The organism is Paraburkholderia sp. DHOC27, from assembly GCF_003429005.1.
Taxonomy (GTDB): domain Bacteria; phylum Pseudomonadota; class Gammaproteobacteria; order Burkholderiales; family Burkholderiaceae; genus Paraburkholderia.
In genome coordinates, this window is the sequence record NZ_QVQV01000001.1 from 1,282,461 (window position 1) to 1,303,487 (window position 21,027).

The following is a 21,027-nucleotide window of genomic DNA, read 5'->3' on the forward strand; positions in this document are numbered from 1 at the left end:
ATCTCCCTCATCGAATAGGACCGGAAGGCCTGAATGGACAAGTTCTACAACATGTCGGTGTTTGCGAAAGTCGTGGAAATGGGCAGTTTCACAGCGGTCGCCAATCATCTGGACTCGACAGTGGGCAATGTTTCGCGCGCTGTGTCGGCGCTGGAGGAGACGCTGGATACGCGGCTGCTGCAGCGATCCACGCGGCGTCTCACCGTGACGGATGCGGGCCGGCGCTTTTACGAGCGCTGCGCGGTCATCCTTGCGGACCTCGAACAGGCCGAAGCCGAAGCACGCGACGCGCTCCTGGAACCGCGCGGCAGACTGCGCGTGCATTGCGTGCCGGGACTCGGCCGGCAGTTGTTGATGCGCGCCGTGCTTGCGTATCGCCGGGAATTTCCGCAGGTGGCCGTGGAGTTGCTGCTCTCCCAACGCATGCCGAATCTGCTGGAAGACCAGCTCGATGTCTCGGTGGTGATTTCGCGTGCGTTACCGGATTCAGCCTATGTCAGCCAGAAAATCGGCTGCAGCCATTGTGTGCTGGCCGCGTCGCCCGCCTACCTCGAGCAGCATCCGGCGCCTGCGAGTCCCGACGATCTGGTCGATCACGCGTGCGTGCTGCTCTCCACCGTCGACTATCCGTCCGACGAATGGTGTCTCTCGAGTGCCACGCGTGGTGTCACGCCCGGTGTCACGTTCAGGCCGGTCGGGCCGCATCTTTGCGTGAACGACATGGATGCAATGGCCGTCGCATTGCGCGACGGTACGGGCATCGGCTTGCTCGCGGGTTTCTCTGCCATCGAAGATCTGCGCAACGGTAAACTGGTGCGCGTATTGCCGGAATATCACACCCATTCCCGCAACGTGTATGCAGTCTATTCGTCGCGGCAGTTCGTGGATGCCAAGATCAAGCGGTTTATCGAGGTGCTAAAAAACCAGTTAGGAAGTGAACTCGATGCGATTGGACGCGAACTGGGAATCGAGGCGGTGGAGGCGGTGTAGAAGCCCGCGTTCCGCCATGTTGTCGATATATGGTCTGATGAAATCGGGCGTTGCGCCGGTCTCTGTCATGCTTGGCGGAGCGCCGACGCGTCACAACGGGCGTCCCGCCCCCCTGCTTTCACAAAGCACCGGGACGCCACGTTGAATCACGCCACGACGATGCGACGCGGATCCGCTGCGGTAAAGACTTCCGCGCGCGTCGCGTTTGCGGCAGGCGGATAGATCCATTCGCTGTTGATCTGGGTCTTGAGCCGCTTCGCTTCCTGACCGACCAGCTTTACTTCACGGTCCCATCCTTCCGTATAGACTGCGCCCCACGGACCGAGGTCCAGACACGTCACGTACCTGGGTTGGGCGTACGGAATCATCTCGGCGCCAAGCAGATCGGCGGCCACGTTATGGCCTGCGGAGCGTCCCAGATTCATGGCGTGCTGACACGACATCATCGCGTGGTTGCCCTCGTCGTCGGTCGCCGCATACGCGACGTCGCCCGTTGCAAAGAGGTTGTGGACGCCTTTGACGCGCAGATAACGGTCTACATGCAGGCGGCCTGCGGGATCGCGTTCGGCAGGCACCTGCCCGGTAAGCGAACTCGCGCGCACACCAGCCGTCCACACCACGGTGTTGGTTTCGATGCGCTGACCGTCTGACGTGGTGATGCCGTTGGCGTCGACCGACGACACCGTCGAGCCGAGCATCAACGTAACGCCGAGTTCGCGCAATGCCGTCTCGATGACGGGGCGCGGACCGGCGCCGAGATCCGGGCCAATTTCAGCATCGCGCTCAATGACGATGACCTTCACATCCGCCGTTGCTCCGAGTGCTGCGCGCAGACGGGCGGGCATTTCAGCAGCGGTTTCGATGCCCGTGAAGCCACCACCGGCAACCACGACCGTGTTACGTGCCGGGGTGTCCGGCTGATTCGCGAGACGCTTGATGTGAGCTTCCAGTTCAGCCGCTTCGTCGATCTGGTCGACGCTGAATGCATGCTGTGCGAGTCCGGGAATTTGCGGGCGGAACAGTTTGCTACCGGTGGCAAGCACGAGGCGGTCGTACTGCATGGTCGACGTGCGCTGATCCGCGGTGGTGAGCTCGACGGTATTGCGATCCGTGTGAATACGCTCAACCGTCCCCTGAATGAATTTCACGCCGGTTTCACGAAAAAGTTCGTTGAGCGGCGCCTTCATCGCGGCGACGTTCTCTTCGTAAAAGCGCGGGCGCACATGCAGAAAGGGTTCGGGTGCTACCAGGCAGATTTCCACGTCCGTGTTGCGTTGTTCGTCGATCAGCCGCGCTGCGCTCAATGCGCTCCACATGCCGGCAAAACCTGCGCCGATGATGAGAATGCGTTTCATGTTAGCAATCCTATGTATCAAGAGATATGTTCGATCTGACTGTCGCCGCACGTCGTTCGTTATTCGATGGAACGAAAGGCGGTCCAGAAACGCACGAAATGATCGTGTCTTCCTGTGCATCGGCCAGCGTCTTTTCCGGTACGTCATCCGTTAACTACGATTGTATGAGTCGTAGTTTGCAAATGCAAGAAATTTTCGGGCTTTGGTTAGGTGCGAAACGTGGTGACGGGGAGGAGGAGAGGACCCTGGTATGGCGGGGTGCACGCGCGTTTTTTCGCCCAGCGCATACGGCCGGGCGAGTCAGCGGAGTCGAGGATGGGTCCGCTTCGTCGCGGCCTGGCAGCGCTACGGTGTCGCGCTAACGCTGATAGAACGCGCTCCTGCTAACCGCGGTCTTCACCGCGACGGCCAGCGGAGCGCTCGGCGAACCACTTCACCACATGGCGCCCATAACTGGCGGGCGCTTTGGCGAGGGTCCGGTGCGCGAGATCGGCTAGCGTATGGCGTTGCAGTTCTTCCTGTAAGGCAGATTCAGCGGCTTGCATGACGGCGTGAATCGAGCAGACGCCGCGCGTTGCCCAGTCGGGTGCCTGATCGTTGAACACGGCACAGCGTGAGCGCACTTCTCGGCAATCGAACAGCGCTTTGTCACCGTCGATTGCTTCGACGACCTGCGCAACGGTGATGTCTTTAGCGGGGCGCGCGAGCGCAAAGCCGCCGCGCACGCCCTCAGTGGCGACGACCAGCTCTGCTTTGGCGAGCTTGGTGAAGAGCTTCGCCAGATAATCCGTGGACACGCCCTGCATTTCCGCGAGGTCGCGCACGCTTGCTTCCTTCACACCCGCCGGCGTTTCAGCGAGGTAAAGGAGGCAGTGCAGTCCGTATTCGACGCCGGTGCTGATGTGGGCCATTTGCTAACCTTTGCTATCCCGTCATAACTAGGATTGAGTGTGTCGTAGTATTGTAGCATAAGGGCGCAATGCCAAATGGAGCCGACCAGCGGGAGCCGACCGGCGCGCCAAAACGTACGAACGTTCGGTCACGCTGCTGAGGACGCGGAGCCGACACATGCCGAGCTATAGGCGCTTCTTATAGCGGCATCGTCAGCCGGTATTTTCCCTGGTGCGAAAACTCCCGCACACTTCGCGTCGCTGCATCAAACCGACCACTTGTCACGATTCGATCCAGGGCACCGCCACGCGCAGGAATGCGCACGACGCTTCACAGACGTGAATCCCAGGCAATCCTGCCCCGCACTACAACGTTATGCGAATCCGCAGGGGGATTTCATCGTCTATAGCGTGCGACGCAAGCGCAGCACGCTATCCAAAACGTCAGGACATCATGCGAGTTTTATTGGTTGAAGAGAATGTGCAGATTGGGCAAAGTCTGCTGCGTGCACTGAAGGATGCGGAGTGCAGTGTCGACTGGGTGCGTGACGGCAAGGCTGCGAGCGTGGCCATCAACACCGCGTATTACGCCGTGGTGTTGCTCGATCCCGGTCTGTCGGGCGCGGGCGGCATCGACATGCTGCGTGCCTTGCGGGCTGCGGGCAACGACGTGCCCGTACTGATCCTGACGGCAATCGACGATCTGGAAACGCGTGTGCATAGCCTCGACGTGGGCGCCGACGATTGCCTCGTCAAACCCATCGAAGTACGCGAACTGCTGGCGCGCATCCGCGCCATCTTGCGCCGCAAGGCGGGTTATGCGACCTCGCGCATCGGCGGCGAGTCGCTCAACCTCGATCTCGAGAAGCGCATGCTGTGCTGCAATGGCGTCGCGTCCTCGCTCTCCGCGCGTGAATTCGCGCTGATGCACGCGTTTCTGGAGCGGCCCGGCATGGTCCTTTCGCGTGGTCAACTCGAAGACCGTCTTTACGGGTGGGGCAAGGAAGTGGAAAGCAACGCCATCGACGTGCTGATTCATTCCATGCGCAAGCGCTTCGGGCAGTCCATGATCCGCAACGTGCGTGGCATTGGCTGGACCGTGGCGCATTGAGGGCGGCTCTTTGCCCGTCAACGGCCTGCCGAGTGCGATCACGGAGCGGCCAGCATCGGATAGGTGAACAGAAGAAAGTGCGTTACGTTCAGCCCGAAATGCGCGAGGACGGCCGCGCGCAATCCACCAAAACGGAAAGCGAGTCCGTAGCCGATGCCGGCAATGGTCCCGAGCACGACCCATTGCCAGCCACCGGGCGCGTGCGAGATGCCGAACAGCAGCGACGCGATGCCCAGAGAAATGACATTTGCACGCGACTGGCCGCGCAGAAGGCGGCGCAAGCCACCCTGCAAATAGCCGCGGAACAGTGCCTCTTCCGTGAAGGTGACCATCAACAGGTTGTTCAGCAGCCATAGCCAGGCGACGGCGGGCCATTTCGGTTCCCACGCGACGATTCCCAGCAGCAGCGCAATCAGCAGACAAGCCGCTGACGTCCCCAGCATGCCGCCGATACCCGCGCCTAGTGTCTCGAGTACGCCGTGATGCTGCCGGATCCACGGCAGCACCAGCATGAGCCAGAAAAAGATCAGCGGCTTGTCGAGGTTGAGGTACATCGTGAAGGGCGCAGCGTCGGGAGAAAACCGCACGGGGCCGATCACGAGCGGATTATGAAAACCCGGTAGCCAGTGCAGGCTCAGCGCGATGGCCAGCGCAATGAACAGCACGTGACCGAGGAACTGTAGATAAAGCCGCTGGCGTTGTTTGACCGCAAGGGCCGCGAGCAACAGTAACGCAAGGGGAATCAGGGCGAGTGTATCGAGTGGTCCGTTGGCCAACGCCACCACGTAGGCGACCCCGAGCAACCCCAAGGTGAGCCATCTAAGCGCCGGGAACCATGCAATGGGCGCGGCGAGAAAAACGGCGATCCACGGAATGGCGAACATAGGGCCTCTCGGAAGGCGGTTTCCAGTGCAATGCGGCAAGCGTGGGGTGCTGGCTGGAAGGATACCAAACCGGGCGGGCGTGGTTGGCGCCGTGAGGGCAGACGCTAGTGCTGGAGGGAAAGGGTGACGTTGAGGCAAGTGAAAGTTTTCGTGTAGTCGAGTCACTCAATGTAACGTCGTCCTAACGAAGATTGAAAGACCGCGATAGCACGCGGCCCATCACACCTCTCTCACGGCGCGAGGCCAAACACCTGGGCAAGCAGGCGGAACGTCTCGATCTTGTCGTCGAGCCGGTTGGCCATCATGGCCAGCATGACTTCGTCGGCGTCATACGCCTGGGCCCGTTCGAGTATTTTCTGTCGCACTTCAGCAGGCGTTCCCGTGACTTCGCGATTGGCGATCTCGCGAAGATAATCTTCCGCCTGCTCGCCGAATTTCACCTCTGCAAGCGTCGCAGATGACGGCACGAAACGCGGATAGTGGCCCGAATCCCGCATCAGTCGGAAGTAGTCCGAGGCCTTCTTGAGTTCCGCAAGCTTCTCTTTGGATTCTGCGCACACGACATTGAGCGCAATGACGACCTTCGGTTCTGGAAACTCGGCAGAGGGTTTGAACTGTTCCCGATACACCTGCACCGCCTCCGCGCTTGCCTCGGGGTTGATGAACAGCGCAACCGCGAGCCCCAGTCCCTTTTCTGCGGCCAGCGCACCGCTGCCGGGATGGCTGCCCGCGGAAAGCAGCCACATGGGCGGCACGCGCTCCACCGTCGGCATGGCCAGTGCGCGCTTGCACTCGTCATGGAAGAAACGGTCGAGCTGGTCTACCTGCGCGACGAAATCGTCCGCCGTGCTGGCGGCCGGATTGAGCAGCGAGCGTGCGTGCATGTCGCCGCCGCTCGCGCGGCCAATGCCGCAATCCACCCGCCCCGGATAAAGCGCTTCGAGCGTGCGGAAGTTCTCCGCCACGCGGTAAGCACTGTGATTCGGCAACATGACCCCACCCGAGCCGATTCGGATGCGCTGGGTTTGCGCGCCGATGGAAGCCAGCAAGACTTCGGGCGACGAGCCTTGCAGGATGTTCATGTTGTGGTGCTCGGAAAGCCAGATGCGCTCATAGCCCAGCCGGTCCGCTTCACGCGCCAGCTTGACGGTGTTGTTGATCGCCTCGGACGCGGACGCGTTCTCAGGAAGAGTCGATTGCTCGAGGATGGAGAGTTTCATTCGGTGTCCCGGCAGCGTGGGTGGCGACGGCATGTCCACATCCACCGTACCGCAATCGCCCGCGGCAGGCTTTCCATACCGAACGGTATTTTCCTGAACGCCGGAGCGCACTGCGCGCAGACGGTTGTGCGCCGGATCGACGCTTATACCCGGACAAGGAATATAGATTGCGGAATCGTTCAGTTTGCGAATGCAGGGCCCGCTGATAGATTGTGTGACCGGGCCTCTGTGGGCCGTTCGATTGCGCAGATTCTGCGCGGACGAGCTTGGCAAGTGAAGATTTCATGCTATGGATAACGAAATAATATGCATGGCACCATGAAATGCCAGGAAACCGTCGTGATTCTCCAGGATGTCGTCGTTAATGCCGGCAATGCAGAAATTTACGCGAGAAGAGCATGATCAGTATTCGAGAGCTGAGTAAGCGATATGTCGGAAAGAGCGGGGCGCCAGTCGAGGTACTGCGCGGCATCAATCTCGAAGTGCCCGACCGCACCATTACGGCGGTGATCGGCCCGAGCGGCGCCGGCAAGACCACCTTGTCGAAATGCATCAGCCTGCTCGAGAAGCCGAGTAGCGGCTCGGTGCTCGTCAACGGCAAAGACCTGTCGAGCCTCGGTGCGGCGCAATTGCGCCACGAGCGGCGCGCTATCGGCACTATCTTTCAGGCGTCGGCGCTGCTCGAACGCCGGACCGCGGCGGAGAACGTTGCGTTGCCGCTGGAATACCTGGGCGTCGTTCGCCGCGACATCGAGCGGCGTGTGGCCGAGTTGCTGGAGCACGTGGGGCTCGCCGACAAGGCGCATCTGTACCCCGCGCAACTTTCAGGAGGGCAACGTCAGCGCGTCGGCATTGCACGGGCCCTTGCGTTGCATCCGCAGGTGCTGCTTTCAGATGAAGCGACCTCGGGCCTCGACCCGCAGGCCACCGAGTCCATTCTGGCGTTGCTCAGGCAACTGCGCGACGAGTTCAATCTCTCCATCATTCTGATCACGCACGAGATGGATGTCGTGCGCACGGTGGCCGATAACGTCGCCGTGCTGCGCGCGGGGCAGATTGTCGAAACCGGCTCGGTATCGAGTCTCGTAGGCGACCCGGATTCGCAGATCGGGCGTCAGTTGTTGCCAATCCGTTTTGCAGCGAACGGCGCGGCCGACGCGATGTCTTTCGAAGTTCGCTACGCCACGCAACGGGATGTGCCGGAAGACTGGATCAGTTTGCTGGGTGACGCATTGCAGGCGCGTGTGCGCCTGCGTAGCGGCATTGTCGAGGACATCCACGGCAGGCGGGCGGGGCGCGCGCAGATCGGGCTGGCGTTTTTGCCTGGGGCAAACGCGGACGCGGGGCGGGCCATTCGGGTGATGGCGTCGTTGGGGCTGTACGCAATCAGGCTCGACGAGCCCAACCAGGCGGTCGCGCAAATAGCCGAGCCCGCTGCACTGGAAAGCGGGAGGGTCTATGAGCAGGCCTGATGCGGACGCACTGATACTCGGCAACGACACGCCGTGGTCGCAGGTGCCGGCCATGCTTGGCCCGGCATATGCCGAGACGTGGCTCATGGTGGGCGTGGTGATGTTGTTCACGGTGACGGTGGGCGGCGCCATCGGCGTGCTGCTGTTCAACACATCGTCACGTGGACTGTTTCCGCGTCGCAGGGAAAATCTCGTGCTGGGATGGGTCGTCAACATGGGACGCTCGCTGCCGTTTCTCGTCCTGATGGCCGCCGTGATCCCGTTCACCCGCTTCATTACGGGCACGACGATTGGCATTCCTGCCGCAGCCGTACCGATGATTTTGGCCGGCATTCCATTCTTTGCGCGACTGGTCGAAAACGCCCTGCGTGACCTGCCGGAAGAGGTCTCGGCCGTCGGTCTGGTGTCCGGCGGTTCAATGCCACAGATCGTCTTTTCCGCGCAGTTGCACGAAGCGTTGCCGGGTCTGATTTCGGCGATCACGTTGAACGTGATTTCGATGATCGAGTATTCGGCCATTGCCGGCACGATTGGCGCGGGCGGGATCGGGTATCTGGCAGTGGTCTACGGCTATCAGCGTTTCGATCATCACATCATGATCGCCACCATCGTGGCGCTCGTGCTGACCATTCAGGTCGTGCAACTGATCGGCGATCGCATTGCTGCCGGTTTGCAGCGCGCCTAGCGCATTCATCTCTCGTCCTTCACGCATTCTGTCTACGTCAATTTGAACAAGAGGATTCCATGTCGACACCGCAGCCGCAATTCGAAATCAAGCAGCGCAAGAAAGGTCCGTGGGTTGCCAGCGCAGTGGTGCTGGTGGTGGCCGTCGCGGGCACGATTGCGTATGTCAATCATCGCGCCAATGCGGCCGTGCAATTCAGCGACACGCTGAAGGTGCATTACGAGCCGGCTATGGCGGGCGAACAGAAATTGATCGAATACGTGAGCCAGCATATTGCGCCCGACTACGGCATCAAGCTCGAAGCGGTTGGCTTGCAGGATCCGGCCCAGGCCGACGCGGCGGTCGCAAACGGCACCTATGCCGGCACCATTTATCAGCATCAATGGTGGCTCAAACAGGTGGTGGATGCGAACGGTTTTCAGCTCACGTCCACAGAACCGGTGTTTCAATGGAGTTTCGGCCTGTATTCGGACCGCTACACGAATATCAAGGACGTGCCGGATGGCGCGACCTTTATCGTGCCCAACGATGGCGCCAACCAGGGCCAGGCGCTCTGGCTGCTGCAGCGCGCGGGGCTGATCGGGCTCGACAAACAGGTTGAACCGCGCGTGGCGAAACTGCGCGATATTGCGGACAACCCGCACCATTACGTGTTCAAGGAAATTGATCTGCTTTCCATGCCGCGTGTGCTCGATTCGGTGGACGTCGCAATCGGCTACACGTCGCAGTTCGACGCGGGCAAGGTTCCGCGCAGCAAGGGCATTCTGTTTCCGCCAGCACCGCGCACTTTTGCCTCGCAGCTCGTGATCGGCACCAAGTATCTGGACGATCCGCGCATCATCAAATTGCAGAAGGCGTTTGCCGATCCGCGCGTCAAACAATATCTGGAGACGACCGGCGATCCGCTCGTCAAGGGCGTGCTAACGCCAGTTTCATCGAGCTAATCGCGTATGCGGGCGAGATTCCAGATGTGATGCTCGGCAATAAAGTTCGGCATCCTACATGTATCGCTCGCGATACAGCAATGTATAAATTTTTCCAAGCACCATCACGATGACATCTCTAGCAGGCAAAAGCGGTTTCTCCGCCAGCGCGGATTTCGACGCGCTAGTCGATCAATTCCGTCCGCTGTTCACACGGATCGAAGCGCAGGCGGTGGAGCGCGACCGCGCACGCACGCTCCCTTACGAAGCCATTGGGTGGCTGAAAGAAGCGGGTTTCGGCGCGCTGCGGGTGCCGGTTTCGCACGGCGGGTTTGGCGTCTCACTGCCGCAATTGTTCCAGTTGATTGTCGAACTGGCCGCCGCCGATTCCAATCTGACCCAGGCGCTGCGTTCGCATTTCGCCTTCGTGGAGGACCGCCTTAATGCGCAGCGCGATAGCGATCAGTCGGCGTGGTTCAGGCGTTTCGTCGACGGGCAGATCGTCGGCGGCGCGTGGACCGAAACCGGCAGCGTTGCGCTTGGCGAAGTCAGGACGAAAGTGTCGAAGCGCGCGGGGCGCTGGGTGCTGGACGGTCAGAAGTATTACAGCACCGGCGCGCTGTTTGCGGACTGGCTCGATGTGCTCGCACAGCGTGCCGACGACGGCGTCAACGTAATCGCGGTCGTCAACCGGCATCAGCCTGGCGTGGTGCTGGCGGACGACTGGGACGGTTTCGGCCAGGTGGGCACGGGAAGTGGGTCGAGCCGTTTCGAAGCGGCGGGTGTGGAAGAACATCACGTGATCGAATTTGACCAGCGTTTCCGCTATCAGACCGCGTTTTATCAGCTTTTCCACGTGGCTACCTTGGCAGGCATTGCGGTAGCGGCGCAGCGTGACGCGGTCAAACTCGTGCGCGGCCGCACGCGTGTTTATAGCCACGGCAACGCACCCCGTGCGAGCGACGACGCGCAGATTCAACAGGTAATCGGCGAGATCAACGCGTGGGCCTGGTCGGCAGAAGCGCTCGCGGTGCGCGCGGCAGCGTCCGCACAGCGTGCGTACGAAGCGCATTTTGGCGGCGACGCGGAAGCGGAGCACGCCGTGAATGTTGCCGCTGAAATTGAATCGGCGCAAAGCCAACTGGTGGTGTCCGACCTCACGCTACGCGCCGCCACGCACCTGTTCGACGCGCTCGGCGCTTCGGCGACCAGCACCGCTAGCGGACTGGATCGTCACTGGCGCAACGCCCGCACGGTTTCGTCACACAATCCCCTCGTCTACAAGGCCCGCATCGTGGGCGACTGGGCCATCAACGGCACCGAGCCGCCCTACGTCTGGCAGATCGGCAACGCCACGGCACAAACCGAAAAGGCACCAGCATGAGCAAGCCCATCCGTTTTAACGCGTTCGAAATGAATTGCGTCGGTCACCAGTCGCCTGGACTATGGACGCATCCGCGCGACCGTTCCTGGCAATACAAGGACCTCGTCTATTGGACCGATCTCGCCAAGACGCTGGAAAAGGGCATTTTCGACGGCATTTTCATTGCCGACGTGATCGGCTATTACGACGTCTACAAGGGCAACAACTATCATGCGCTGCACCAGGCGGCGCAGATTCCGGTCAACGATCCGCTGCAACTCGCCGCGCCTATCGCGATGGTAACGGAGCATCTGGGCATCGGCATCACGGCCTCGACCTCGTTCGAGCATCCCTATACGTTCGCACGCCGCCTTTCCACCGCCGATCATCACACCAAGGGGCGCGTTGGCTGGAATATCGTGACCTCGTATCTGGAGAGCGGCGCGAAGAATATCAGCGAAGGCGGCTTGCGCGATCACAGCAATCGCTATGAGGTGGCCGCGGAATACGTGGAAGTGCTCTACAAGCTGTTCGAAGGAAGCTGGGAAGAAGGGGCCGTCGTGCGGGACCGGCAAAACCGCGTGTTCACGCATCCGGAGAAGGTCCACGAGATCGGGCACAAGGGCAAGTTCTTCGAGGTGCCGGGCTACCACCTGTGCGAGCCGTCGCCGCAACGCACGCCTGTGCTGTACCAGGCGGGCGCATCAGGTCCGGGCAAAACCTTCGCGGCACAGCACGCCGAGTGCGTGTTCGTGGCAGCGCCCTCGCAATCGGTGCTGAAAAACTACGTGGCCGACGTGCGCCGCCAGGCCGCCGAAGCAGGGCGCGACCCAGACAAGCTGCTCATCTATAACCTTGTCACGGTGATCGTCGACGAAACCGACGCGAAGGCGCAGGCCAAATTCGAGGAATACCAGCGCTACGTTTCTTATGACGGAGCCCTGGTGTTCATGTCGGGCTGGACAGGTATCGACTTCGGTCAATATGCGCCGACTGATCTGGTGCGACGCGTAGAGACCAATGCGATCGTGTCGGCCGTCGAACATCTGGCGGGTGGCGACAAGGCATGGACCATCGAGGAGCTTGCCACGTGGGGCGGAATTGGCGGGCTAGGGCCGGTTTTCGTGGGCTCGGCTGCCACGGTGGCCGACATCCTGCAGCAGTGGGTGGAAGTCACGGGGGTGGATGGCTTTAACCTGGCTTATGCAATTGCGCACGAGACGTTTGAAGATGTCGTGCATCATCTTGTTCCGGAGCTGCAGCGCAGAGGCGTGTATCCGACCGCTTACCGCCCTGGTACGCTACGCGAAAAACTCTTCGGTGACGCTGCACTGTTGCCCGACCAGCATCCGGCGGCCCGCTTTCGTGACATCGAGCGGGTCAAGCGTGAAAGTGCGGCCGCAAGCGCGGTGGCACACGCCGAGTCCCTGTCCTCGAATGCAACTGAAACTGCAAGCGCGAGTGCGCGCGAAGTGGCGACGATCCGCTGAAGTTTGACGCGTCGCCATGACGACGCTTTGCCTCGCGCGCGTGACGAGTCGCGGTTCTTCGTGAACTGCGAGATCGTCACGCTTTAAATCTGCACGTTGACCGAAGCAGTAGGAGCGTGCAAAGCGGCGCATGAAGCGCCGCTTGCACGATCACCACTCGTTCAATGCGCTGGCCCGGCGGTCAGTTTAGTGGCCGAACTCCGCGCGCCGTCAGCCGTCAGCTTGCCCGAACCGGGCTGATAACCGTTGGAGTAAAGCAGGAAGGCCATGATGTCGGCGTAGTCCTGGTCCTTCAGTTTGCCTGGACGATCCGCCGGCATGTTGGTCGACATATAGCCGAAGATCCCCCCAATCGTCAGATGCGCGTTCTGTGCCGGTGCGAAGGCGGGTCCGCGCAGCGCCGGTGCGGTCACGCCCTGCAACGCCCCGCCGTGGCATTTCGCGCACGAACTGGCGTAGAGCGTCTTGCCGTGATCGGCTTGCAGGCGATCGAAAGAGGGCGCGTCAGTCGCCGCATCGGTGGATACCTTGATGAAACCGCCGTGGCCCGTGTTGTTGTCTGCGGTTCGCATCACGATGTCATGCACGAGCGACGGCGTTTCCGGACCATCGCGATACGCATTGCGCGTGGCGTGGACATCAGGGCCGATGAGAGTGGCCTGGGCATCGGGCAGCGCCCAGGAGCGAGTCAGGTCAGCGAGCTTGCCGTTCGCGCTCATCGTCGCGAGGGCTGCGTCCACACGTTTTTGCAGCGCTTTGCCATTCGGACCAAACGCAAATACGAGGTGCCAGTCTGCATAAGGTGAAGTAGTTGGCGCGACGGTGAAACGCTGTTGGGGATGCGCAAGACCGAACGCGACCACGGCCGGATACCAGACGATCGCACGCTGTGCGTGACCGCTGGCCACCGCGTTGACGGTCTGTTCCGAGGTGTTTTCCAGGTCGAAGCTCACACCGGTCTGCTGCACCGCGATCAGTTGCGCTGGACTGGCGTACATCGCCGCCACCGTGGTTTTAGCGGCGCCGTCAGGCTTCGCGTCGGGCGCCTCGACGCTCACGTAACCCGAGCGCAGATAGGCGCGCGAAAACAGCATCTTGCCGCCGGACGCGTCGGCCACGCTCGAACGGGGAAAGCCCGCTACCACGTCGCAGTCGTGGCCGAGGGTCCGGCCGAGTTCTTTCAGCGACACGCCGTCGTCATCGCCCTCGTCGATGCCATGCGTGACGAAGGTGGCGGGTACGTTGGCGGTCTTGAACACTTCTCGCGCCACCGCCTGATCGAGCGCGGTGGACGGGCTACCGGGAAACGTGCAGACGTGGACTTCGGCGCTCGCCTGGAGGGGTATGAAGCTCACGCCGCTTGCCAGCAGTCCGGCGGCGAGTGCATGGGTGAAATGTCGGGACGGTTTGCTTGGTTTGTCGTGCAGGGCAGTCATGATGAATTCCGTAAAGACGAGGGCGATATCACGGCCGCGCGCCGCAGCCGCGATATCGCATGGGATGACGCGATCAGCTCTGGTTCAACGCGAACACGTACAGGGTGCCGCCGCGCGGAATCTTGTCCGCTGCTTTCGCCATCGGACCGCCCCAGATTGGATTCGCACCGCCGTAACCCGCCAGTACCGCGACGTACTCCTTACCATCTATTTCAAACACGGAAGGTTGCGCCACCACGCCGCTGGCCAGTTTCGGGCTTTGCCACAAGACCTTGCCGCTCGTCTCGTCGAACGCGTACAGGTGACCGTCGAGCGAGCCGCTGAACGCTATTCCACCGGCTGTGGTCGCAACGCCGCCATTCCACGGCAATTTGCTCCAGTGGCTCCAGACCTTCTTGCCGGTGTTGACGTCGACCGCCTGCAACTCGCCGTAACCCTGGCTGCCCGGCTCGGGTTTGATTTCAAAGCCTTCGCCGAGATACGGCAACCCTTCCATATAGTTCACGGACTTGCCCGACAGCGACATGCAGGCGTGCAATGCGGGGATGAAGGCGAGATGCTTGTCGGGGTCATAGGAAACCGACCACCAGTTCTTGCCGCCGAGGAAGCTCGGGCAGGTTTCGATGGTCGTGCCGGCCTTCGGGTACTTGCTGGCGTCCTGCTGCGGTGCGCCGTCGGCCGAATAGCCCGTCACGGAGGTGGCCTTGACGAACGGTCGCGCGTAAATCAGCTTGCCGGTGGTGCGGTCGATGGCGTGGAAATAACCGTTACGGTCGGCATGGACGATTGCATCGTAGTCCTTGCCTTCGTACTTGATGTTGGCGAGCACGGGTGTGTTCACGCCGTCATAGTCCCACGTGTCGTGCTTCGTGTATTGATAGTGCCACTTGAGATCGCCGGTCTTGGGATCGAGCGCGAGCAGCGAGTCCGAATACAGATTGTCGCCGGGGCGCAGATCCGCGAGCCAGGGTCCGGGGTTGCCGACGCCCCAGTACAAGGTTTTTGAAGCAGGGTCGTAGGTGCCCGTCAGCCAGGCAGGCGCACCGCCGTGTTCCTGCATGCCATCCGGCCATGTGTTGCCGTCTTTCTCCTTGGCGCCGGGAATCGTGTAACGCTTCCAGAGCGTTTTGCCATCGGTTGGGTCTAGCGCGGCAATGAAGCCACGCGCGCCATATTCGCCACCGGAGCTGCCCACCACGATCGCGCCGTCGAGTGCGAGCGGAGCCAGTGAAAACGCGTAGCCGAGGCCAGGCTCGAACATCTGCTGCTTCCACACAACCGCGCCGGTTTGCGCATCGAGTGCGGCGACTTCGCCACTCAGCATCGCCACGTAGACGTTCTTGCCGTAGAGCGCGACGCCGCGATTGACCACGTCGCAACAGGCGGTCTTGAACGATTCATCGCCGAGCTTCGGCTCGTATTTCCAGAGCTGTTTGCCGGTGGTCGCATCGAACGCGTAGACGTTGTCCTTCGGCGTGGTCACGAACATGAGATGACCGTTGACGATAGGCGTGGCTTCGAAACCCTGTTGCAGATCAGCCGGAAACTTGTAGCTCCAGGTCTGCTTGAGATTCTTTACGTTAGAAGTGTCGATCTGTTTGAGCTGCGAATGAGCCTGACCGTTGTACGTGTGATAGTAGGTGAGCCAGCCTGGATCGCTTTGCGCTGAAGTCAGGCGCTCGTAGGTGACGGGCGGATAGTCGTCGGCCGCTGCCACCGGACCAGGCTTCAGACTGGTGGTGACGGCGGCAACGGCACCGATGATCAGCGTCGCGAGCCGCACGCTCGAAGCCGATGGAATCTTCATTGTTTGTCTCCAATTGGTTTTTCGATGCGATGCCGCCCTCGCGGACCATTGCTCGAAGATTGCAGAATGGCTGCGAAGGCGTTAAGGCAAATCGCATGCCATTGATGTCCTGCGCGGCAAGGAGTCCGTGGGGCCGTGTATTCGCCGTGCTAACGGTATTGCGGCGCGTTGAATCGTTTCCGGCGGGGTGTTGCACGGCGAGACAGGGAAGGCAGGCGGTGTTGCCAAATGGGACAGGTGTAGCGGGTGGAGTAGTTTGAGATTGAACAGGCTGTTGACGAAAAAACGCGTAGCAATCCGAACTATTGGTGCGAAAAAAATACGTGATGTTCAGTCGAGCCAGCCGCGCTGCCGCGCATGATCGATGAAGCGATAGACGTCCGCGGCGACGGCAGAGGTGCTGAACAGATCTTCGAGTTCGTCGATGATCTCGTCGAGTTCGCGCGTACCGTCACAGCGCGACAGGATTTCGCCCGCGCTCGGATTGAGCTTGATGGTTTCTGTGGGAGAGCGGAGCAGGAATGCGCCTTGTGTGCCGTCCCATTGCACGTGGAACGTCGATCGAAGAAGGGGGCGAGAGCGGGGGAGATCAGAAGGGATACTGTCAAGCAACGGCGGGGTCATGACCAATCAGCCTTGTCGGACACGCCACGCTGCCGCAAGTGAGCGCGGCAGCGCGGCGCGTGAGTGTGTGCCTTAGCGGTTGGCGATATACATCGTGATTTCAAAGCCAAAACGCAAATCGGTGTAAGCGGGGGTGGTCCACTGCATGACTGTCTCCTTGAATACCTGGGTGGATGAATTAACCGCGTGCGAAAAGCGGCTGGACGGGTCGTCGCAAGGTCTATGCCGGGTGTGGACAGAAATTCGCAGGGATGCAGAAGGATCGGTCAAGCCATCGACGAGTGTGCATTGGCTCGACCACACGGCACGCGCGAGTGCTCATTTAACGAACACGTGTGTTGCAGAACGCAACACTGGCTGAACAGCTGGACGGCCCGATGGTTGAGCACGCATCAATCTTCGGGGCCGTCGTCCAGACTGGAAAGCGCAGGCATCTTCCGGTAAATGGTGTTGCGGGAAATCCCCAGGTCGCGTGCCGCAGCGGACACGTTGCCGCGATGCCGGGCCACCGCCGCTGCGATGGTCGAGGTCGCGACGTCCTGCAGACGAACGGGCGGCACGCCCCGGCTGCCCGGTGAATGAACCATACTCGGCGCTGCCGTGGCCTGGCTGCTGCGCAGATCGTCGAAGAAGTCATCGGGTAGATGTTCGCGGCGGATTTCGCCGTCCTCGTCCACCATCGCGGTGGCGGTGCGCAGCAGGTTGCCCAGTTGCCGGAAATTTCCCGGCCACGCGCATTGCTCGAACAACGCCATCACATCGTCAGCCACCGTGAAACGCTGACCCGTGCCGCATTCGGTGAGTTCGCCCTGCAGCATGCGTTTGATGACTGTGGCCAGATCCGTGCGATCGCGCAGTGGCGGCAGTTTGACGACGAGGCCGTTCAAACGATAGTACAGGTCGTCGCGGAACCGGTTCTGCGCGATCATTTCGCGCAAATCGCGGTGCGTTGCACAGATGATGGCAATGTCCACCGGAATGGATTTGCTCGAACCAAGTGGGTTGACGAGCCGTTCCTGCAACACGCGCAGCAGGCGCACCTGCAACGAATAGGGCATGTCGCCGATTTCGTCCAGAAACAGCGTGCCCCCGTTGGCCTGCAATAATTTGCCGAGCGCGCCTTTACGCCGTGCGCCGGTAAACGCTCCTTCTTCGTATCCGAACAGCTCGGATTCAATCAGCGTTTCCGGAATTGACGCGCAATTAACCGCGACAAACGCGTTGCAACGGCGGGGCGAATCGTTGTGAATGGCCTGCGCGAGCAGCTCCTTGCCAGTGCCCGTTTCGCCGGTGATCAGGATAGGGATGTTTTTGCCGATCACCTTGCGGACCTTGCCGATCACGGCCGCCACCTGCGGGTCACCTGTTTCGAGGCAGGCCAGGCGCGAGACGATGCCTTGCGGCGCGGCAGGCTGCGATGCGGTCGTAGCCGGCGGTCTCGCTTCATCCTGCATGTCGAGCGGCCAGCCGCCGGGGGTGAGCGTGGCGCGTCGCAGCTCCATGTTCGCGCAGACCACGGTGCCGTTGTGCAGATCGAGCGAGATGGGTTGGCCGCGTCCCATGCGCACGCGGTCGATGAGTTGCGCACTGGTCAGCCCGAACAGCGACGACAGCGTATGCGCGCGCAGTGCGGCGAGCGGCATGCCCAACTGGAATTGCGCGCTGCGGTTCGCCGATAAAAAGCGGCCGTCACAGGTAAATGCCACGATGCCTTCCATGAGCGTGCCGAGGAACTCGGGGCGTCCGTGGAAAGCGATTTGCAAGGTCTCGCGGAAGGTGCGCGCAAACAGATGGTTTTCGATCATCTGCACGGACATCTTGGCGAGCGCCATGGTGTGCTGGTGATAGCTGCGATGGTCGCCGGTCACATCCAGAACACCGATCAGGTCACCGTAGGGGTCGAGGATCGGCACACTTGAACAGGTCAGAAAGCGATTGGCCGCCAGATAGTGTTGATCGCCATGCACGACGGTGGCCGATCGTTCGGTGATGGCCGTGCCGATGGCGTTGGTGCCCTGGCGGTCTTCGGCCCAGTTTGCGCCCGGACGTAGGGCCACTTTCTCCGCACGGCGCAGAAAATCGTCGTCGCCAACCGAGTGCAGAATCAGCCCTTCGGCATCCGTCAGGACAATCATGCTTTGCGTGTTGACGATCTGTTCATGGAGGGTTTCCATCACAGGCGTCGCGTGGGCGCACAGTACCCGGCTTTGCTCGAGCTTCAGCGCCAGTTCGGCGGTGGGCAGGACGTCGTAATCGGGGCAGCCCGATGCGCTCAGCCCGAAGGTTTCCGAGCGTTCGTGAGCCTTCTGGATGGACGGGGTCAACCAGCCTGTTTCGCGAGTCGCCAGAGAACTGCTCGCGTGCGACGTGTCATCGCGCATGTGTCTCCTCCTGTTTGAGCACCGGTCGTGTCGCCGGAGTGTCATGAACGGAATGATTAGCAAGTCCCGAGCCAGTTTGGGCAACCGGTAGATTTTGCGGGTACATGCGCCGCGTGCGCTCCTTGGTTTACCCCGCGTGTCCCGATTCGTTTCGGCAAGGTGCGCCAGACAAAGGATCATGGCGAAAGGGACGAACGTTCGCCTGCGATCTGCTTAAAGCAGTGTTGTTAATCCGCGCGTCATTGCAGGGATTGCATTTTTGTCGTCGAATAATACGGTATATACTGTTTTTAATTCACGCCGTACCGGCTCCGCGGAGCGGCTTTCGCAACGGCATTGGCGGTAGGTGACAAAAATACATGTCCTGGGTGCGGCTGGCGGACAAGCCGCATCGAATGGGGAGCCAAAATGCCGGATAAACATCTCTCGAGTCGGTTCGACGCCGACCTCACGGCGCTTTCAACACGACTGCTCGAAATGGGCGGCCTGGTGGAGTCGCAGATCGTCCTTGCCATCGAGGCACTTAACACCTTCGGTCTGGATATCGTAGAACGCGTGCTCGAAGCAGAGCGCCGGCTGAATGTGATGGAGATGGAGATCGACGAGGAAATCACCAACGTGATAGCGCGTCGCCAACCGGCCGCCCGTGACCTGCGTCTGTTGATGGCCGCATCGAAATGCGTGGCCAATCTGGAGCGCGCCGGTGATGAAGCGCGCAAGATCGTCAAGCGCACCCGGCGCATTGCTACCGCTCCCAGCGCGCCGCACGTCAACATTGCCGAAATCAAGATCTCCGGCGAAATGGCCCTGAAGGTGCTGCGCCGCGCGCTGGACGCGTTTGCGCGCATGGACACCGACGAAGCCGACCAGATCATCCGCGACGACGAAGCCATCGACAACGAGTTTCGCGCGTTCATGCGCAAGCTGGTGACGTACATGGCGGAAGACCCGCGGGCCATTTCTTCCGCGCTCGATTATCTGTTCATTGCCAAGGCGATTGAACGGATCGGCGATCATGCCACCAATATCGCGGAGTCCGTCGTGTATGTGGTTCGGGGTACTGACATTCGCCACGAACACCGCAAGAAGAGTGAGCGTGAGGTGTTGCCGGGCTAACGGCAACCGTCCCACGCAGACTGTCTCGTTCAGACAGCCGTGCGCGCACCCGGTTTGAATGCATGCGCGCACGAACGCCACGCAATATACAAGGCCACCAGCAGCAGTGCGAGTAACACCCACGCCATTGCATCGACACCGGTGGTGTCGAGCAACACCCCGCCGATCACACCACCCCCTGCGATTGCCCCGTTCCACACCGTGACGATCATGGATTGCGCGGTGTCCGCGTTATCGCCCGCAGCGTCTGCCGAGGCAGTTTGCAGCAAGGTCGCGGCGCCACCGAAGGTCAGCCCCCACGCGGCCACGGCCAGATAAAGCACCACCGCCGAACGCCCGTCGATACCCAACGCCGCCGACGCAATCGCGAAGGTCGCGAGGCTCGCGAGCACCAGCACGCGCAGCCAGCGGTCGATAAACACGCCGGTAATCCAGATGCCGGCTATCGCGAAGCCGCCGAACACGAGCAGCACGGTATCCACGCGTTGCGTCATATGGGCCGGTTCGAGGAACGGCGCGATGTACGTGTACAGGATGTTGTGCGCGAGCATCCACGCGAGGATCACCAGCAAAACCGGCCGCACGCCTGGCAGCTTGAACACTTCCACCACCGGCTGGCGCTTGCCCGCGTCCTGACCCGGCACATGCGGCGCGGTCTTCAACACCCAGACGATGAGCAGCGCGGTAAGCGCCGACATGCCGCCAAACGCCACGCGCCATCCCACCAGATCACCCAGCCAGGTGCCTGCGGGTACGCCGATCGCCAGCGCGATGGGCGTGCCGATCAGCGCGAGCGCCATCGCACGGCCCTGCAGATGCGGCGCCACCATGCGGCGCGCGTAGCCGGGTACCGAGCCCCACGTGATGCCCGCGGCGACGCCGGCCATGAAGCGGGCGAACAGCGTCAAGGCAAACGACGACGACACGGCCGTGACGGTGTTGAACAGCAGAAAGCCGGCGATGGCGAGCAGCACCACGGTACGGCGTGACCAACTGCGTGTGGCCACCGTCATGGGAATCGCCGCGACCACCGAGCCGAGCGCATACAGCGTGACGAGCTGGCCGGCCCACGACTCCGACACATGCAGACCCTGACCGATACCCGGCAGCAAACCGGCGGGCAGCGTTTCAGTGAGGATGGCGACGAATCCGGTCATGGCTAATGCGAGCAGACCGGACACAGGTAAGGAACTGGCCGGCACGTAGGGCAGCGGATCGTGCGGCTTGATATCAGCAGGTTGCGCGGACATGGCGAACTCCGTTGAAACGGCGGGCGCGCC

The 21,027-nt window shown here is 61.3% G+C and carries 18 protein-coding genes; 8 read left to right on the forward strand and 10 right to left on the reverse strand.

Features of this window, described 5'->3' with window-relative positions:
• Positions 1-33: 33 nt before the first annotated feature.
• Positions 34-990: a LysR family transcriptional regulator gene (locus tag D0B32_RS05625; protein WP_117332654.1), complete on the forward strand. Its 957-nt coding sequence runs from the start codon at positions 34-36 to the stop codon at positions 988-990.
• A gap of 146 nt (positions 991-1,136) precedes the next feature.
• On the opposite strand, the gene D0B32_RS05630 is transcribed toward D0B32_RS05625, so the two are convergent.
• Together D0B32_RS05630 and D0B32_RS05635 are read right to left on the reverse strand one after the other, a co-directional pair.
• Positions 1,137-2,345, reverse strand: coding sequence for an NAD(P)/FAD-dependent oxidoreductase (locus D0B32_RS05630; RefSeq protein WP_117332655.1), 1,209 nt, complete (start codon positions 2,343-2,345; stop codon positions 1,137-1,139).
• 383 nt (positions 2,346-2,728) lie between these two features.
• Positions 2,729-3,256: an Rrf2 family transcriptional regulator gene (locus tag D0B32_RS05635; protein ID WP_117332656.1), complete on the reverse strand. Its 528-nt coding sequence runs from the start codon at positions 3,254-3,256 to the stop codon at positions 2,729-2,731.
• Between the two features lie 433 nt (positions 3,257-3,689).
• Between D0B32_RS05635 and D0B32_RS05640 the strand changes: the two genes are divergently transcribed.
• Positions 3,690-4,346, forward strand: a complete 657-nt coding sequence (locus D0B32_RS05640) for a response regulator transcription factor (RefSeq protein ID WP_117332657.1) — start codon at positions 3,690-3,692, stop codon at positions 4,344-4,346.
• A 38-nt stretch (positions 4,347-4,384) separates the two neighbouring features.
• Here the strand turns inward: D0B32_RS05640 and D0B32_RS05645 are convergent, their stop codons facing one another.
• The gene (locus D0B32_RS05645) at positions 4,385-5,230 is read right to left on the reverse strand and encodes a CPBP family intramembrane glutamic endopeptidase (protein WP_117332658.1); all 846 of its coding nucleotides are present in this window, start codon (positions 5,228-5,230) and stop codon (positions 4,385-4,387) included.
• A gap of 230 nt (positions 5,231-5,460) precedes the next feature.
• A complete protein-coding gene (locus D0B32_RS05650) occupies positions 5,461-6,450 on the reverse strand; it encodes an LLM class flavin-dependent oxidoreductase (RefSeq protein ID WP_181969722.1) in 990 nt (329 codons plus the stop codon).
• Positions 6,451-6,848: 398 nt separating this feature from the next.
• Between D0B32_RS05650 and D0B32_RS05655 the strand changes: the two genes are divergently transcribed.
• The 5 genes from D0B32_RS05655 (at position 6,849) to D0B32_RS05675 (ending at position 12,383) form a co-directional block, all read left to right on the forward strand.
• On the forward strand, positions 6,849-7,922 hold the full coding sequence (locus D0B32_RS05655) for a methionine ABC transporter ATP-binding protein (RefSeq protein ID WP_117332660.1): 1,074 nt from the start codon (positions 6,849-6,851) through the stop codon (positions 7,920-7,922).
• Positions 7,909-8,607 (forward strand): methionine ABC transporter permease, encoded by a 699-nt coding sequence (locus tag D0B32_RS05660; protein ID WP_117332661.1) that lies wholly within the window; start codon positions 7,909-7,911, stop codon positions 8,605-8,607. The genes D0B32_RS05655 and D0B32_RS05660 overlap by 14 nt, the downstream gene beginning before the upstream one ends.
• A gap of 59 nt (positions 8,608-8,666) precedes the next feature.
• The gene (locus tag D0B32_RS05665) at positions 8,667-9,551 is read left to right on the forward strand and encodes a MetQ/NlpA family ABC transporter substrate-binding protein (protein WP_117332662.1); all 885 of its coding nucleotides are present in this window, start codon (positions 8,667-8,669) and stop codon (positions 9,549-9,551) included.
• 109 nt (positions 9,552-9,660) lie between these two features.
• Positions 9,661-10,914 carry an acyl-CoA dehydrogenase family protein gene (locus D0B32_RS05670; RefSeq protein ID WP_117332663.1) on the forward strand — a complete coding sequence of 418 codons (1,254 nt, stop codon included), beginning with the start codon at positions 9,661-9,663 and terminating at the stop codon, positions 10,912-10,914.
• Entirely contained in the window at positions 10,911-12,383 is a 1,473-nt protein-coding gene (locus D0B32_RS05675; protein ID WP_259294889.1) for an LLM class flavin-dependent oxidoreductase, read from the forward strand. Before D0B32_RS05670 ends, D0B32_RS05675 begins: the two co-directional genes overlap by 4 nt.
• Before the next feature lie 161 nt (positions 12,384-12,544).
• On the opposite strand, the gene D0B32_RS05680 is transcribed toward D0B32_RS05675, so the two are convergent.
• The 5 genes from D0B32_RS05680 to D0B32_RS05700 form a co-directional block, all read right to left on the reverse strand.
• The gene (locus D0B32_RS05680) at positions 12,545-13,819 is read right to left on the reverse strand and encodes a c-type cytochrome (RefSeq protein WP_117332664.1); all 1,275 of its coding nucleotides are present in this window, start codon (positions 13,817-13,819) and stop codon (positions 12,545-12,547) included.
• Between the two features lie 73 nt (positions 13,820-13,892).
• Positions 13,893-15,626: a methanol/ethanol family PQQ-dependent dehydrogenase gene (locus D0B32_RS05685; RefSeq protein WP_117332665.1), complete on the reverse strand. Its 1,734-nt coding sequence runs from the start codon at positions 15,624-15,626 to the stop codon at positions 13,893-13,895.
• A 330-nt stretch (positions 15,627-15,956) separates the two neighbouring features.
• Positions 15,957-16,250, reverse strand: coding sequence for a pyrroloquinoline quinone biosynthesis peptide chaperone PqqD (gene pqqD / locus D0B32_RS05690; protein ID WP_117332666.1), 294 nt, complete (start codon positions 16,248-16,250; stop codon positions 15,957-15,959).
• Positions 16,251-16,322: 72 nt separating this feature from the next.
• A complete protein-coding gene (gene pqqA, locus D0B32_RS05695; RefSeq protein ID WP_006410019.1) occupies positions 16,323-16,397 on the reverse strand; it encodes a pyrroloquinoline quinone precursor peptide PqqA in 75 nt (24 codons plus the stop codon).
• Between the two features lie 245 nt (positions 16,398-16,642).
• Complete coding sequence (locus D0B32_RS05700; RefSeq protein ID WP_117332667.1) at positions 16,643-18,631, reverse strand: sigma-54-dependent Fis family transcriptional regulator; 1,989 nt, start codon at positions 18,629-18,631, stop codon at positions 16,643-16,645.
• Between the two features lie 408 nt (positions 18,632-19,039).
• Here D0B32_RS05700 and phoU point away from each other — a divergent pair, with 408 nt between their 5' ends.
• Complete coding sequence (phoU, locus tag D0B32_RS05705; RefSeq protein WP_117332668.1) at positions 19,040-19,747, forward strand: phosphate signaling complex protein PhoU; 708 nt, start codon at positions 19,040-19,042, stop codon at positions 19,745-19,747.
• A 29-nt stretch (positions 19,748-19,776) separates the two neighbouring features.
• On the opposite strand, the gene D0B32_RS05710 is transcribed toward phoU, so the two are convergent.
• Complete coding sequence (locus D0B32_RS05710; protein WP_117332669.1) at positions 19,777-20,997, reverse strand: MFS transporter; 1,221 nt, start codon at positions 20,995-20,997, stop codon at positions 19,777-19,779.
• Positions 20,998-21,027: the final 30 nt, after the last annotated feature.